Origin of the sequence: Kocuria sp. CNJ-770 (assembly GCF_001942375.1) — a bacterium.
Classification (GTDB): Bacteria; Actinomycetota; Actinomycetes; order Actinomycetales; family Micrococcaceae; genus Kocuria; species Kocuria oceani.
On record NZ_MKJW01000106.1, the window covers coordinates 14,452 to 29,730 of the forward strand.

At 72.1% G+C, this 15,279-nt stretch carries 13 protein-coding genes; 5 read left to right on the forward strand and 8 right to left on the reverse strand.

What is annotated here, in order from left to right; all coding sequences use genetic code 11:
- Nucleotides 1–40 precede the first annotated feature (40 nt).
- From BJF77_RS12280 to BJF77_RS22380, 3 genes are all read left to right on the forward strand, one after another.
- A complete protein-coding gene (locus BJF77_RS12280) occupies nt 41–676 on the forward strand; it encodes a 50S ribosomal protein L25/general stress protein Ctc (protein ID WP_075872338.1) in 636 nt (211 codons plus the stop codon).
- Between the two features lie 157 nt (nt 677–833).
- Nucleotides 834–1,412, forward strand: coding sequence for an aminoacyl-tRNA hydrolase (pth, locus tag BJF77_RS12285; RefSeq protein WP_075872339.1), 579 nt, complete (start codon nt 834–836; stop codon nt 1,410–1,412).
- A gap of 131 nt (nt 1,413–1,543) precedes the next feature.
- Nucleotides 1,544–2,278 (forward strand): hypothetical protein, encoded by a 735-nt coding sequence (locus BJF77_RS22380; RefSeq protein WP_075872340.1) that lies wholly within the window; start codon nt 1,544–1,546, stop codon nt 2,276–2,278.
- Nucleotides 2,279–2,302: 24 nt separating this feature from the next.
- Here BJF77_RS22380 and BJF77_RS12295 read toward each other — a convergent pair whose 3' ends face one another.
- The 7 genes from BJF77_RS12295 to BJF77_RS12325 all read right to left on the reverse strand — a co-directional run bounded on the left by BJF77_RS12295 (nt 2,303) and on the right by BJF77_RS12325 (nt 9,027).
- Complete coding sequence (locus BJF77_RS12295; RefSeq protein ID WP_075872341.1) at nt 2,303–3,640, reverse strand: lipopolysaccharide biosynthesis protein; 1,338 nt, start codon at nt 3,638–3,640, stop codon at nt 2,303–2,305.
- Nucleotides 3,637–3,882, reverse strand: coding sequence for a hypothetical protein (locus tag BJF77_RS12300; RefSeq protein WP_075872342.1), 246 nt, complete (start codon nt 3,880–3,882; stop codon nt 3,637–3,639). Before BJF77_RS12300 ends, BJF77_RS12295 begins: the two co-directional genes overlap by 4 nt.
- Nucleotides 3,876–5,027 carry a hypothetical protein gene (locus BJF77_RS12305; protein ID WP_075872343.1) on the reverse strand — a complete coding sequence of 384 codons (1,152 nt, stop codon included), beginning with the start codon at nt 5,025–5,027 and terminating at the stop codon, nt 3,876–3,878. Before BJF77_RS12305 ends, BJF77_RS12300 begins: the two co-directional genes overlap by 7 nt.
- Complete coding sequence (locus BJF77_RS12310) at nt 5,024–6,079, reverse strand: glycosyltransferase (RefSeq protein WP_075872344.1); 1,056 nt, start codon at nt 6,077–6,079, stop codon at nt 5,024–5,026. Before BJF77_RS12310 ends, BJF77_RS12305 begins: the two co-directional genes overlap by 4 nt.
- Nucleotides 6,076–6,807, reverse strand: a complete 732-nt coding sequence (locus BJF77_RS12315) for a YveK family protein (RefSeq protein WP_075872345.1) — start codon at nt 6,805–6,807, stop codon at nt 6,076–6,078. Before BJF77_RS12315 ends, BJF77_RS12310 begins: the two co-directional genes overlap by 4 nt.
- Before the next feature lie 319 nt (nt 6,808–7,126).
- Nucleotides 7,127–8,419 carry a Na+/H+ antiporter NhaA gene (gene nhaA, locus BJF77_RS12320; RefSeq protein WP_075872346.1) on the reverse strand — a complete coding sequence of 431 codons (1,293 nt, stop codon included), beginning with the start codon at nt 8,417–8,419 and terminating at the stop codon, nt 7,127–7,129.
- A 110-nt stretch (nt 8,420–8,529) separates the two neighbouring features.
- A complete protein-coding gene (locus tag BJF77_RS12325) occupies nt 8,530–9,027 on the reverse strand; it encodes a DUF2505 domain-containing protein (RefSeq protein ID WP_075872347.1) in 498 nt (165 codons plus the stop codon).
- Between the two features lie 164 nt (nt 9,028–9,191).
- Between BJF77_RS12325 and BJF77_RS12330 the strand changes: the two genes are divergently transcribed.
- Together BJF77_RS12330 and mfd are read left to right on the forward strand one after the other, a co-directional pair.
- The gene (locus tag BJF77_RS12330; RefSeq protein WP_083665132.1) at nt 9,192–10,949 is read left to right on the forward strand and encodes a glycoside hydrolase family 5 protein; all 1,758 of its coding nucleotides are present in this window, start codon (nt 9,192–9,194) and stop codon (nt 10,947–10,949) included.
- Nucleotides 10,950–11,106: 157 nt separating this feature from the next.
- A complete protein-coding gene (mfd, locus tag BJF77_RS12335; protein ID WP_075872349.1) occupies nt 11,107–14,829 on the forward strand; it encodes a transcription-repair coupling factor in 3,723 nt (1,240 codons plus the stop codon).
- Nucleotides 14,830–14,915: 86 nt separating this feature from the next.
- Here mfd and BJF77_RS12340 read toward each other — a convergent pair.
- A partial coding sequence (locus BJF77_RS12340) for a hypothetical protein (RefSeq protein ID WP_075872350.1) occupies nt 14,916–15,279 on the reverse strand: 364 nt, incomplete at its 5' end.

Here is a 15,279-nt window from a genome sequence, read left to right on the forward strand (position 1 = left end):
CTGGCCATTGAGACGACAGACCCGATTCCGAGGAGTTCCCATGGTTGACACCATCCGCATCCCCGCCGAGACCCGCAGCGACTTCGGCAAGGGCTACGCCCGCCGGATCCGCGCCAACGACCAGATCCCCGCGGTCGTCTACGGCCACGGTGCCGAGCCGAAGCACGTGGTCATCCCCGGCCACATCACCATGCTGGCCGTGCGCAACCGCAACGCCGTGCTGGAGCTGCAGCTCGACGGCGGCACCGAGCTGGTCATGGTCAAGGACGTCCAGCGTCACGCCACCCGCCCGGAGATCCTGCACGTGGACCTGCTGGCCGTGCGCCGCGGCGAGAAGGTCGAGGCCGAGATCCCCGTGCACGTGATCGGCGAGGTCGAGGCCGACGCCGTGCACAACGTGGAGGAGAACACCCTCACGGTCGAGGCCGAGGCCCTGCAGATGCCCGAGTACGTGACCATCAACCTCGACGGCCACGGCGTGGGCGACCACGTCTACGCCGCCGACGTCCGCCTGCCCGAGGGCGTGAGCATGGTCTCCGACCCCGAGCTGCTGGTCATCAACGTCGCCGCCCCGCAGGCCGCCGACCTCGGTGAGTCCCCGGCCGAGGGCGCCGAGGCCGCCGACGAGGCCGCCGAGGCCCCCGAGGGCGACGTCGTCCCCGAGAACGAGGCCTGAGCGCCACCGCTCGACCGGTCCTCGTGATCCCGTGAGTGCGGGGCGGCCCGCGGGCCGCCCCGCACTTCGCATGACGGCACTTCGCGTGACCGCACCGACGCCGCCAGTTCCGGCGGCCTGACCCGCACTTCCCGACCCGAACCTTCTGGAGGCATCGATGTCCGACGCATGGCTGGTGGTGGGCCTGGGCAATCCCGGCCCCGAGTACGCCCGCACCCGGCACAACGTGGGGCAGATGGTCCTGGACGAGCTGGCCTCCCGGCTCGGCGGGTCCTTCAAGGTGCACAAGGCCCGCGCCCAGGTCCTCGAGTCGCGGCTGCGCCCAGGCGGGCCGCGGGTGGTGCTGGCCAAGCCGATGACCTACATGAACACCTCCGGCGGGCCCGTGGCCGGGCTCGCGAAGTTCTACGACATCGCCCCCGAGCGGGTGATCGCCGTGCACGACGAGATCGACATCCCCTTCGCCGCGCTCAAGCTGAAGATCGGCGGGGGAGAGGGCGGGCACAACGGCCTGCGGGACATGTCCAAGGCCCTGTCCACCAAGGACTACCACCGGGTGCGCGTGGGCGTGGGCCGCCCGCCCGGGCGGATGGACGCCGCCTCCTTCGTGCTCAAGCCCTTCTCCTCCACCGAGGCCAAGGAGCTGCCCTTCCTGCTCGACGACGCCGCCGACGCGGTCGAGCACCTCGTCGAGAAGGGACTCCTGGAGGCCCAGCAGAAGTTCCACGCGCGGTGATCCCGGGCCGCGGGCCGAGCGCGGGACCGTGCGGCGGCCCGGCCGCCTCCCGGGCGGGTGCTCTACACTCCAGCGTCAGGCGCGGTCCGTCGACCGCCGCCGCACGGACCGGCAGGCAGGACGACCGACGCATGTACGCACCGAGAACCCGCACCGCCGGGACGACCACCGGGTGGTGGGCAGTCCTCGGCGTGCTCGTGCTGGCCCTGGACGGATTCCTGCTCGTCGCCCACGCCCTGCACCACCTCGGGGAGGCCCTGGACCCCGAGGCGCAGTGGATGCCCTGGTTCCGTGCGGGGTCGCTGTGGAGCGCGGGGCAGGAGGGTTCCCTCGGGGAGCTCTTCGGCCACCTCCAGCTCGGCCTGGCCGCGGTCCTGCTGCTCGTCCTGGCCGCCCGGTCGCACGGACACCGGGTCCTGGCGGCCTGGGGCGTCGCCTTCCTCGCCATGGTGGCCGACGACTTCCTGGAGCTGCACGAGCGCGTGGGCCGGTCGCTCGGTCTCGACCGGGTGCTGCCCGGTCTGACCGCCATGGGCGCGCAGGAGCTCGGCGGGCTGCTGTTCTGGGGGCTGTTCGGGTCCCTGCTCGGCCTGGGCCTGGTCCTGTCCCACCGGCGCAGCCTCCGCGCCGCCCGGTCCGTGTCCTGGACGCTGCTGGCCGTGCTGGTGCCCCTGGGGCTCGTGGCGGCCGGCTACGTCTGCCTCAGCGTGCTGCGCCCCGACCTGCTCGACGGCGTCCTGGGGGCCACGCTGGCGCTCGTGCGCATCACCACCAAGCTGCTCACCATGACCGTGCTGCTGGTCTACACCGCCTACCTGGCCGAGGAGTCGGCCGAACCCGATCCTGTGGACGGGCCGACCGGTTGAACCGGGACGCCGGCCCCGGCGGCGTCAGCTCCCGGTCCGGGCCTGCCGGCGGCGGTGTTCCACGTCCCGGCGGATCCACCAGGCGTTGACGAGCACCTGGCACAGCCCCATGGCCACCACGGTGCTCCACACGGTCCCTGCGGCGCCCAGCACGGGGATGAGCAGGAGGGCCAGGCCGATCTTCAGGGGGACCATGACCACGATCGGGGCGATCTGGAAGCGCAGGCCCCGCACGTCCGTCATGTACATCCCCAGCGGGAACTTGGCGGCCTCGACCGCCACGTAGGCGCTGAAGGCCACGAGCAGGGACAGCGGCAGCTCGACCTTCCCGTCCGAGACGAAGCCCACCACCCAGGGTGAGACGAGGCACAGCCCCAGGGCCAGGAGGAGACCTCCGGCGACGAAGGCGACCGACATCGACCACGGGGCCTGGACGGTCGCCGTGGCGCGGTTCCGCGCGAACACCGGCCACAGGGCGACCCCCGCGGCGGCCACGGTCTGCAGGATGATGCCGAACAGCTGGTACCCCAGGCTGTACTGCACCAGCTCCGTGCCCGGGGCCAGGTGGGACAGCATGATCCGGTCCGTGGCCAGCGCGATCGGCAGCATGATCATCTGCACGAGCATCGGCCCGGCCACGTCCATGATCTTCAGCCCGGGGAACCGCCGGGGCTGCAGCAGCTGCCGCGCCACGCGGCCCAGCTGCGGGCGGAGCAGCCGTGCGGCTTGCCACAGGCCCAGCGCACCGGCCAAGGCGTTGGCGCCGTAGGAGAAGACCGCGAGCCAGCTGCCGGCCGGCGCGGACAGCGCCACCGCCAGGCTCACGAGCAGGAACATGGTGGGCGCCACCACGAACTGGTTGGCGATCTGCCGCGTCGTGCGCCCCAGCCCCACCAGCACCCGGGTGCCCACGGCAAGAGGCAGGCCCACGGCGAAGACGACCATGGCGACCATGGCCGGGAGCTCCGCCTCCTCGCTCATCGCGTGGCCCAGCAGCGGCCGCCACAGCCCGAACACGGTCAGCGCCACGGCGACGGCACAGATCGTCGCGGTGGAGATGAAGATGATGCGGAACGCGGACAGCAGGGTGCGCCGGACGACATCGTCCTCGGACGGGTTCCGGGAGGCCGCGATCACCGAGATGGCGGCAGCGGCCACCCCGAGGTCGGCGAAGGGCAGCAGGTCCCGGAGGGAGGTCAGCAGGCCGTACTGCGCGTAGGCGTCCGTGCCGAAGCTGCTGATGATCAGGCGCGTGGTGAAGATGCCGACGATCCCCGAGACGCCCATGAGGAGCACCTTGGCCATGGCGGTGGAGCCCACCGCACGGTACTGCTGCCGCTTCGTGGTGGCGATGACGCTCATGTCCGGGAGTCCTCGGGTGCCGCCGGCGTGGGCAGCCCGCTCCGGCGCAGACCCAGGAATCTCGGGTCGCCGCGGGGCACGAGCATGAGCCCCAGGCACAGCGCGAGGATCGGCGCCACCGTGTACAGCGGCCCGAAGAACATGGTCCACAGCGTGAAGAGCAGGGTGGCGGCCTGCACCGGCGTCAGGGAGCTCGTGGAGAACCGGCGGGCCAGCGAGTCGATCAGGGCCCAGATCAGCACCAGGCCAGGAGCAGCCCGGGCGGACCGAACAGGGCCCAGAGGTCGCCCACACCGGAGTGCACCTCCAGGCTGCGGCCGAACATGTAGTTGTACACGTAGCCGTTGTCGGGGTCGTAGTTCAGCCGGCTCATCGCCTGCTGGGCCGCGGCGATCCCCTCGGGGTTGAGGATGGTCCCCGCACCGAAGCCCTCGGGCCGGTGCAGGAACAGCCCGGCCGTGGCACCCATCTCGGGACGCCCGCCGAGCAGGACGGACCCGGCGCGCAGCTCCTGCTCCTGGGTCCGCATCTGGGTGGAGAGCCCGAGAGCGCCGCTCAGCGCCAGCCGCGTGAACAGGACGTACGCCGAGGCGCCGAGGGCGAGCATCAGCAGGATCACCCGCCCCGCGCCGAGGTGGCGCAGACGGCGGGGCAGCGGCAGAGCCTGAAGCACCAGGATCATGGCGGCCACCAGGAACATCCCGGTCAGGGACCGGGAGTCCAGGAACGCCGAGGCCGCCACGAACCCCAGCAGCACCAGGATCCCGAGCAGCCGGCTGCGCATCGCCTGCGCGCCGGCCAGGGCCAGCACGGCGAGCGGCATGCCCCACTGGTACTTCCACGGATTGTCCAGCCCGGGGATGGTCGTGGCCTCCAGCAGCAGGCCGGCGCCGAACAGCAGGCCGATCTGCCACTCGCTCAGCACGGGCCGCACCCATAGGACGACGCCGGCGGTCAGCACCGTGCCCGCGAGCAGGGCCGAGTTCTGGATCGCGAGCGACCAGGACACCTCGTAGGCCGCGGCACTGGCCGCGGTCAGCCAGAGCCCGGAGGCGACCGACACCGCCGTGAGCCCCAGCAGGGCGGGATAGTGCCGGTAGCGCAGGGCGGTCGAGAGCCACAGCGGCAGCAGGGCCAGGGCCAGGACGCAGCCGGTGGTGACCCCTGCCCCCACCTCGATCCGCATCCCCGTGTTGACCACCGTCACCGCGGCCACGGCGAACACCAGCCACAGCAGCACCAGGTTCCAGTACTCCCGGCGTCGCGGTGCAGTGAGCCGCGGGCGGCGGCGCCGGGACGCGCGGGCCGCGGTGCGGCCCGCCGCGCGGACAGCGCCCGGCGCGGAGGCGGACTGGGCCTCCAGGACCACGGTGCCGGCCGCGCTCATCGCAGGCTCCGGGCCGAGTCCCGCGGACGCGCAGCCGGTTGCGGCGGCCGCCGTCGTCCGGTGTCGAGGGCCCGCCGGTACGCCGCCGCGTGCTCCGGACCGGCCGCCCACCACTCCCGCCGGTCCAGCCGGGGCCGGGGGCGTGCGGACCGGGCGCTCCGCACGGCGTCCAGGGCGCGGAGCAGGTCCTCGGCCTCCAGCTCGTCCTGGAACAGGTGCACCCAGCCGGGGCCGACCTCCTCGGAGAGCCTGCGGTTGACCTCGTTGTCCGGCACGAGCACGGGACGGTCGAGGGACAGCGCGGTCAGCACGCCGCCCGAGTTGTGCATGTGCCGGTAGGGGAGCACCACGAGCTCGGCCTCGGTCACGGCCGCGACCAGCTCGGCGTCGTCGACGTAGGCGAAGCGGAAGCCGATCCGGGGGTCGTCCCCGGCCAGCGCCCGCAGCTCGGCCGCGAGCTCGTCGGTGGACGGAGATCCGGAGATCCGCAGGGACAGCTCGGGATCGGCCAGCGCCCGGAACGCCTCGACCAGGGTCTCGGTGCCCTTGTACCGGCGGACCATGCCCACGAAGGCCAGGCGCCCGGCAACGGCCTCCCGCCGGGGCAGTCCGGCGAACCAGTCCCGGTAGTGCCCGTGCAGCACCGTGCTGCACGGCTGGTCCGCCGGCAGCCGGGTGCTCTCGTTGAGCACCACGCGGTGGGCGGTCCACCGGTCGAACCAGGTGAGCAGGAACCGTTCGACCGGCGAGATGCCCTGCGGCAGGTGCAGGTTGTGCACGGTCCGCACGATCACGGTGCCCTGCAGGCGGAAGCGCAGGACCATGAGACCGAACAGCACCTGGCGTACGGCCTTCTTCGGTCCCGGGCGGCCCCCGACCAGGATCTCGGGCCAGTGCGCGTGGAAGACGTCCACCCGGCCGAGCAGGGCGGTGCGCCAGGAGAACGTGGCGAAGTCGAGGCCGTCCGCGTCCCGCAGGGCCCGGGCGAGCTGGACGATGTACGGGTTGGTGGTGGGCCTCGGCTCCGGGAACGAGGACAGGACGGCGATCACGAGTGGACCGCTTCCATCTCCCGGTCCGCTTCCATCTCCCGGTCCGCGCCGCGGGGGGCGTCCGCCGCCGGGACGGCCCTCCGGGGGGAGCCGGACGTGCTCGTGGACGCCTCGGCGAGCCGCCGCGAGCGCAGCAGCGCGAAACGGGCCAGGCCGAAGAGGGCCCCGAGGAAGAAGCCGAGGGCGGCGCCGCCCGCCAGGTACAGGGGCACCCGGGGCGAGACCGGGACCTGCGGAGTGGACGCCTCGGCCACGGTCCGCAGCTCGAGCGAGGGCGCGCCCTCGCTGGGCTCGGGAGCGGCGTCCTCCACCGCGGTCACGAGGTTCTCGGCCACGGCGTTGGCCACCCGTGCGGCGCGGGCCGGATCGGTGTCGGTGACGCTGATGTTGATCACCGAGGTGTTGACCGGCACCTGGGCGCTGATCTGCTCGGCGAGCACGTCCGCGCCGTACGGGAGGTCGGCATCCCTGACGGCCGGGTCCAGGACCACGCGGCTGCTGGCGAGCTCCGCGTAGGAGTGGATCTGGTAGTTCATGTAGTTGCCGACCTCGCCCAGCTCGTTGTTGGCCACGCCCGGGCTCGGCGTCAGCAGGACCGAGCTCCCGGCCTGGTAGGTGGCCGTGGTGTTGTTGGCCACGAGCAGCCCCGCGCCCAGGCCGAGGACGGTCAGCACGATGATGACGAAACGATGGCGCCACACGGCGACGAGGTAGTCGATCGGTTCCATGACGGTGTTCTCCCCCTGCGGTCCGCGGGGGCGCTGTGCGCGGCCGGAGCTCAGTCCCCGGCCCGGTCGCGGCCCCCCGGCCCGCTCCTGTGCCAGCGAAGCACCCTCCGGTACTTCGCAGATGCAAGCGAATGTGTTTGCATTCGAAGCGTACCGAGAGAGGGGATGCGTGGCGGTGCCGGGCCTGCACCTTCTTCTGGGGACAGCCGGGCGCCGATGTGGGGACAGGCTGCGGCCTGCACGGCGCGGGCCGGCCCCCGGGTGGAACCGGGGGCCGGCACGGGTCGCGGTGGTCCGGGGCGCGGGTGTGCGAGGGCGGTCACTCGGCGTCCAGCTTGTCGACCTCCACGCCCTGGGCCCGCAGCTTCCTGTAGTGGGCGTTGCGCACGGCCAGCAGGGAGCCGCCGAACACCGCCGCGATCGCCGAGCCGGTGAGGATGCCGACCTTGGCGTGCTCGTCGTGCGGACTGCCGAGGCCGAAGCTCAGCTCTGCCACGAGCAGGGAGACGGTGAAGCCGATGCCCGCGACCATGGCCAGGCCGCCGAGGTCCAGCCAGGTGTAGTCGTCGTCCTTGCTGGCGGGGGTGAAGCGGTCCATCAGCCACGCCGCGCCGAAGATGCCGATCAGCTTGCCGAGGACGAGGCCCAGGATGATGCCGATCGCCACGGGATCGGACAGCGAGGTCACCACGCCGTCGAGACCGCCCACGGCCACGCCGGCGGCGAAGAACGCGAACACCGGGATGGCCAGGCCGTTGGAGAGCGGGCGGAACCGGTGCTCCAGGGCCGGGGCCAGGCCGAGCTCTGGCTCCTCCTGGCGGATCACCCGCGGGGTCACCTTCTTGACCGGCACGGCGAAGCCCAGCAGCACACCGGCGATGGTGGCGTGGATGCCGGCCTCGAGCACGAACAGCCAGGTGACCACGCCGATGGGCAGCAGGATGACCCAGGCGGCCCAGTGGTGCTGCATGAAGAAGTCGGGGAACTTCTGGGCCAGGAAGGTGTACAGGCCCAGGGGGATGAGCGCGAGCAGCAGGTAGAGGGTGCTGAGGTCGTCGGTGTAGACGAACGCGATGATGACGATCGCGATGAGGTCGTCCACCACCGCCAGGGTCAGCAGGAAGGTGCGCATGGCCACGGGCAGGGACGAACCCACCACGGCGAGCACGGAGACCGCGAACGCGATGTCGGTGGCCGTGGGGATCGCCCAGCCGTCGATGGTGCTCGGGTCCTCGTTGTTGAGGGTGTTGACGGCCACGTAGATCAGCGCCGGGACGATCACGCCGCCGAAGGCCGCCACGATGGGGAGCATGGCCTTGCGGATGTTGCGCAGCTCGCCGTCCACGAACTCGGTCTTCAGCTCCAGGCCGACCAGGAAGAAGAAGATCGCCAGCAGGCCCTCCGAGGCCCACTCGCCCACGGTGTGGTCCAGGCCGGGGAAGTCGATGCCGATGTGGGTGTCCCGCAGCGCGAAGTAGCCGTCCGCCAGCGGGGAGTTGGCGATCACGAGTGCCGAGAGCATCGCGATCAGCAGCAGGACACCGCCCACCAGGTCCCTGCGGAGGAAGTTGCCCAGCCCCGGCCCGTGCTGGTCCGTCTCAACTGCGGTCACAGCGGACTCCTGTTCGTCGTCGTCGTCGGAAAATCAGGGGTCAGTCTATGACCGCGCTCGCAGCCCTCCGTCCGCCCGTCCCGCTCAGCGGCTCCGTGACACGCCGTTGCTCAGCGGCTCGCGAGCCAGGCCTCGGCCTCCCGGGACTGCAACGAGAGGGCCTTGCTGACGTAGGGCTCCGCGGCGGCCGCGACCTGCTTGCCGACGAACGGGATGTTCGCCTCCACGGCGCAGTCCACGTGCACCTCGGTCTGCTCGCCCTGCGGGCGCAGGGTCTGCTCGGCGCTGCCCGAGACCGGCAGGGACCCGACCTTGATGTCGCTGTGCACCACGCGGGACCCGTCCGCGGCCGGGGCCTCGTAGGTGTCCGTCTGGGTGAGGTGCACGGAGGGCCCGACGAACCGCTTGGCGACGTCCGGCAGCCGGTCCGCGGGCATGGCGCGCACCGTGGTCACGGTGAACGCCGCGGTGGTCTCGCCCGAACGCTGGAAGGACTCCAGAGTGGCCCCGGCCTTCTCGGCGACGTGGCGGACGAACGCCTCATCGGCGAAGGTCTCCACGACACGTTCGACGGGGGCGGGGACGGTGGTGGACGCGGTGACGGCCATGGGAGCTCCTCAGGTCGGGAAGTCGGTTCTGCTTCATCCTAGAGAACCGCCCCCTGCCCGCGGCACGCACGAGACCGCGGGGCCCCGCACCCGGTCCGGTGCGCACCACTTCACCCCACACCACGGGAGAACGGCGTCACCCGACGGGATCCGAGGGCTGCGGCGTGGTGCACTGGGGTGAACAGGCCGACCCGGAGGTGCACATGGCCCATCGAGATCGACGTATCGGCACGGCCGGGGCAGTACTGGGCGTCGTCGTGCTCGCCCTGGCGGGATGCGCTCCGGACCCCGGACGAGTCCTGGGGGCACCCGCCGGTCCGCACGGCGACGGCTTCGTCCGGGCGGCCGGACGGGGCCTGACGGTGAACGGTGAGCCCGTCCGGCTGCGAGCGGTGAACTTCTCCAACGGCTACTACGACGACGTCCACGGGTCCGACCTGCTGGACTCCCCGCACCACGGGGAGCAGGACCTGGCGCACGTGCGGGAGATGGGGTTCGACAGCATCCGCTTCGCCATCGACGGCAACTGGTACGTGGACGACCCAGAGGTGTTCTGGCAGTGGCTGGACCGCAACGTCGGGTGGGCCCGGCAGCACGGCGTGCGGCTCATCCTCGACCTGCACGTTCCCATCGGCGGCTTCTGGTTGGACCGGGGCAGCGAGGACTACAGCTTCGACCTGTGGTCGGACCCGGAGCTGCGGCAGCAGAACGCCGCGTTGTGGCGCGAGATCGCGGACCGGTACCAGGACGAGCCCACCGTCGCGGCGTACGACCTGCTGAACGAGCCGGTGACGACCGACTCCACCGGCGAGCAGTGGCGAGACTTCGCCGGGCAGCTGGTGGAGGCGGTGCGGTCCGTGGACGAGCACCACCTGCTGGTGGTCGAGGGGGTCCACGGGGTCGACGGCCTCTTCGGGACGACCGGGGAGGACCCGCACTTCCTGGTGGACGACGACAACGTCATGTACGACTTCCACTTCTACGAGCCCTTCACCTACACCCACCAGTTCGCCGGCTGGATACCGGCCGGTGACGGCGGCAGCTATCCGGACCCGGACGCCGTCCTGGCCACCGGCGAACCGCGCCGACTGGGGGAGAGCAGCATCGACACCGAGTCCCTGCCCACCGGCACCTCGAGCTGGGTGCAGTACGACAGCGGCGAGGTCGTGATCGACGACGAATCGGCCGCGGCCGCGGCACCCGTGGCCGTCGTGGACGGCGGGATGCGGGGGACCGCGCACTTCGACGCCGTCACCGTCACCGAGTACGCCCCGGACGGGACCGAGATCCGCGAGGTGGTCGACGACCGGATCAGCGGCGACGCCCTCAACTGGTACGAGTGGCAGAGCCGGGAGGGAGCGGCGCCGGCGGTGGACTTCGACCGGGAGTCCTCCGGTCACGAGGACGATGCGAGCCTCTCGGTCACCGGCGCCTCACCGGCGGGCGCCGTGGCGGGATGGAGCAGCACCGGGCACCTGTTCGAGGTCGTGCCCGGGAACCGGTACCGCATCAGGGGATACATGCGTGGTGAGGACGTGGCCGGAGCGGACGGCGAGGAACCCCGGATCCGGTGGCGGCTGGACGTGTACGCACGGTCGTCAGGGCCCGGCAGCAGCCGCTTCCTGAAGCGCGACAGGACGTACCTCGAGGCGAGGATGGACGAGCATCTGCAGTTCGGCGCCGAGCACCACGTCCCCATGTCGGTCCTGGAGTTCGGCGCCGTGCGGCAGACCTTCGAGATGGAGAGCAAGGGCGGGGAGCGCTGGGTCGCCGACATGCTCGACCTGCTCGAGGAGCACGACCTGAGCTTCGCCTACTGGGAGTACCGCGGCCCCGACATGGGCATCTTCCGCAGTGGGACGGGATCTCCGGGCGAACCCGCCGGAGGTCTCGAGGAGGTGCTGCGGCGCGGGCTCCGCTGAACCCCGGCCCGCTCGCCGCTCGCGGCGGGGCCGGGCAGGACCCTCTCCCCCTCGGGCCTGTCGGCGTGCGGGAGTAAGCTGGGGGCGCGAACGTTGGCTTCCACAGCCCCTGTGCTCTGCCAGCACCTTCCTCAGCGTCCCAGGAGACAGCTCACTCATGACCTTGTCCGGACTGCTCGCCGCCCTCGGGGCGGAGCGCTCCTTCGCCAACCTCCGCACCCAGGCCGCCTTCCCGCCGGGGGAGCGCAGCCCCGAGACCGTGATCAGCGCCCCGGACGGAATGCGCCCGGTGATCACCGCCCAGCTGCGCGGGGCCCTCGACGACGCCGCCGGCGGTGCCGCCGACGACCGGGCGCCGGTGCTGCTGGCGGTCACCGCCACCGGCCGCGAGTCCGAGGACCTCGCCGCGGCCCTGGGCGCCTATCTGCCCACCGCGGGGATCGCCGAGTTCCCGGCCTGGGAGACGCTGCCGCACGAGCGGCTCTCGCCCCGCTCGGACACCGTGGGCCGCCGCCTGGACGTGCTGCGCCGGCTGGCCGGCCACGACCCCGAGCGCCCGCTGCAGGTGCTCACCGCCCCGGTGCGCTCCGTGCTCCAGCCCGTGGTCGAGGGCCTGGGGGAGATGACCCCGGTGCGCTTCGCCCGCGGGGAGGAGCTGGACTTCGACGCCGCCGTCACCGCCCTGGCCCAGGCCGCCTACGCCCGGGTGGACATGGTGACCCGCCGCGGGGAGTTCGCCGTGCGCGGCGGGATCATCGACGTCTTCTCCCCGGTGGAGGACCACCCGGTGCGGATCGAGTTCTTCGGCGACGAGGTGGACGAGCTGCGCTGGTTCGCCGTGGCCGATCAGCGCACCCTCACCGGCACGGACCACCCCGACCGGCTCGTGGCCCCGCCCTGCCGCGAGGTGCTCATCACCCCGTCCGTGATGTCCCGGGCCGCGGCGCTGCGCAACGCCCTGCCCGGCGCCGAGTCGATGCTCGAGCGGATCGCCGGCGGGATCTACGTGGAGGGCATGGAGTCCCTGGCCCCGCTGCTGGTGGACGGCATGGTCCCGATGCTCTCCCTGCTGCCGCCGGGCTCCCTGGTGGTAGTGATGGAGCCGGAGAAGGTCCGGGCCCGGGCGCACGACCTCGTGGCCACCAACGAGGAGTTCCTCCTGGCCGCCTGGGACTCCGCCTCCGACGGGCTCTCGGCGCCCATCGACATCGGCTCCGCCGAGCACGCCCTGCCCACCGGCGACGACGGCGGCCGCACCCTGTCCTCCGGGTCCTTCCAGACCCTGGCCGAGGCCCGGTCCACCGCCCTCGACGCCGGGCTCGGCTGGTGGGCGGTCACCGCGCTGAACGTCAACGCCGTGGCCGGGCAGGACGTGGACGCGGACACCGCCGCGGAGGACATCGCCCTGCTCGACTCCGACGCCGACACCCTCACCGTGGCCGCCCGCGACCCGCTGGGCTTCCACGGGGACGTCGAGGCCATGCTGGAGTTCCTGAGCGGGCGGGTGGCCGACGGCTGGCGCGTCGTCGCCGTCACCGAGGGCCCCGGCCCGCTGGCGCGGATCGCGGAGCTGCTGCACGACGCCGGCATCCCCGCCGCCCGCCGCGAGTCGCTGGAGGAGCCGCCGCAGCCCGGGGTCGTGGAGCTGACCACCGCGGTGGCCGGCAAGGGCTTCGCCCTCGACGGCCCGCGAATCGTGCTGCTCACCGAGGCCGACCTGCTGGGCAAGGCCAGCCCGTACACCACCAAGGACATGCGCAAGCTGCCCGTGCGGCGCAAGCGCAACGCCGTGGACCCGCTCGCGCTGTCCCCGGGGGACTTCGTGGTGCACGAGCAGCACGGCGTGGGCCAGTTCGTGGAGCTCATCCAGCGGCCCATCGCCGGGGCGATGACGAAGCCGGGCCAGCCCAAGCCCGTGCGCGAGTACCTGGTGCTGGAGTACGCCGCGTCCAAGCGCAACGGCCCGAAGGACCGGCTGTTCGTGCCCACCGACCAGCTCGACCAGGTCACCAACTACGTGGGCGGGGAGACCCCCAGCCTGTCCAAGATGGGCGGGGCGGACTGGAACAAGACCAAGCGCGCGGCCAAGAAGGCCGTCAAGGACATCGCCAACGAGCTCATCCGGCTCTACTCCGCCCGGATGGCCTCCCGCGGCCACGCCTTCGGCGAGGACACCCCGTGGCAGCGCGAGCTGGAGGAGGCCTTCCCGTACATCGAGACCCCCGACCAGCTGACCACGATCGACGAGGTCAAGGCGGACATGCAGCGGGAGGTCCCCATGGACCGGCTGATCTCCGGGGACGTGGGCTACGGCAAGACCGAGGTCGCGGTGCGCGCCGCGTTCAAGGCCGTGCAGGACGGCAAGCAGGTGGCGGTGCTTGTGCCCACCACGCTGCTGGCCCAGCAGCACGCCGAGACCTTCACCGAGCGCTTCTCCGGGTTCCCGGTGCACCTGGCCGCCCTCTCCCGGTTCCAGACCGCCAAGGAGACGAAGGAGACGCTCGCCGGGCTCAAGGACGGCTCGATCGACGTGGTGATCGGCACCCACCGGCTGCTGTCCAAGGAGGTCCAGTTCAAGGACCTCGGCCTGGTGGTCATCGACGAGGAGCAGCGCTTCGGGGTGGAGCACAAGGAGAAGCTCAAGGCGATGCGCACCAACGTGGACGTCCTGGCGATGTCCGCGACCCCCATCCCGCGCACCCTCGAGATGTCGCTGACCGGGATCCGGGAGACCTCCACCCTGGCCACCCCGCCGGAGGAGCGCCACCCGGTGCTCACCTACGTGGGCGCCTACACGGACAAGCAGGTCTCCGCGGCGGTGCGCCGCGAGCTGATGCGCGAGGGCCAGGTCTTCTACATCCACAACCGGGTGTCCTCGATCGAGCGCAAGGCCAAGGAGATCGCCGAGCTCGTGCCCGAGGCGCGGATCGCGGTGGCCCACGGGCAGATGTCCGAGTCCCGGCTGGAGCAGATCATCGTGGACTTCTGGGAGAAGAAGTTCGACGTCCTGGTCTGCACCACCATCGTGGAGACCGGCCTGGACATCGCCAACGCCAACACCCTCATCGTCGACGGCGCCGACCGCTACGGCCTCTCCCAGCTGCACCAGCTGCGCGGGCGCGTGGGACGCGGCCGCGAGCGGGCCTACGCCTACTTCCTCTACCAGGCCGAGAAGCCGCTCTCCGAGACGGCGCTGGAGCGGCTCAAGGCCGTCGCCGCGCACAACGAGCTCGGCGCCGGCATGCAGCTGGCCGTCAAGGACCTCGAGATCCGCGGGGCCGGCAACCTGCTGGGCGGGGAGCAGTCCGGGCACATCGCCGGGGTGGGCTTCGACATGTACCTGCGGCTCGTGGGGGAGGCCGTCGCCGAGTACCGCGGCGAGGAGGACGAGCGGCCCACCGAGATGAAGATCGAGCTGCCGGTCAACGCCTACCTGCCGCACGAGTACGTCCCGGGGGAGCGGCTGCGCCTGGAGGCCTACCGCAACCTCGCCAACGCGGCCACCGAGGAGGCGATCCAGGAGGTCGCCGACGAGCTCGTGGACCGCTACGGCGAGGTCCCCGAGCCGGTGCAGAACCTGCTGGAGGTCGCCCGCTTCCGGGTGACCGCCCGCGCGGCCGGGCTCACCGACGTCGCCGCCCAGGGCAACATGGTCCGCTTCGCCCCGGCCGAGCTGCCCGAGTCGCGGCAGATGCGCCTGACCCGCCTCTACCCCGGGGCGCAGGTGAAGACCGTGCCCGGCACGGACACCGCCCAGGTGCTGATCCCCAAGCCGAAGACCGCCCGGATCGGCGGCAAGGACCTCGTGGACCGCGAGATCCTCGAGTGGGCGCGCGGCGTGGTCGAGGCCGTCTTCGCCAGGGAGCCCGCCACCGCCTGAGCGGGCCCGCCCCGCGCACCGGCCCGCAGAACGACGTCGGCCCCCTCCCGCGCGGGAGGGGGCGAGTCGTACCGGGGTGGGAGGAACTACTCGACCGCCTTGCCGAACTTGTCGCCGTGGTGGACGGCGGCGGTGCGGGCGTCGCGCTCACGGATGTCCCGGGGGCCCTGGCCGAACTCGGCGGCGGTGGGCTGCTCGCCGGGGACCTCGGTGGTCGGGGGGACGTCCATGAGCAGGGTGCGCCCGCCGAGGGCCTTCTTGCCGGTGCTGTTCTGGAGGATGCCCACCGGGATGAGCAGGGCCAGGGCGTAGAGGCCCAGGCCGACGAACCAGATGAGCGGGCTGTTGGGGTAGCTGGCGAAGGCCCAGAAGCTGCCCAGCATGATGATCATGCAGGCCGCGAAGAACAGCAGGTTGTTCAGGGTCCGGCCCTGGCCCGAGTGCGAGCGC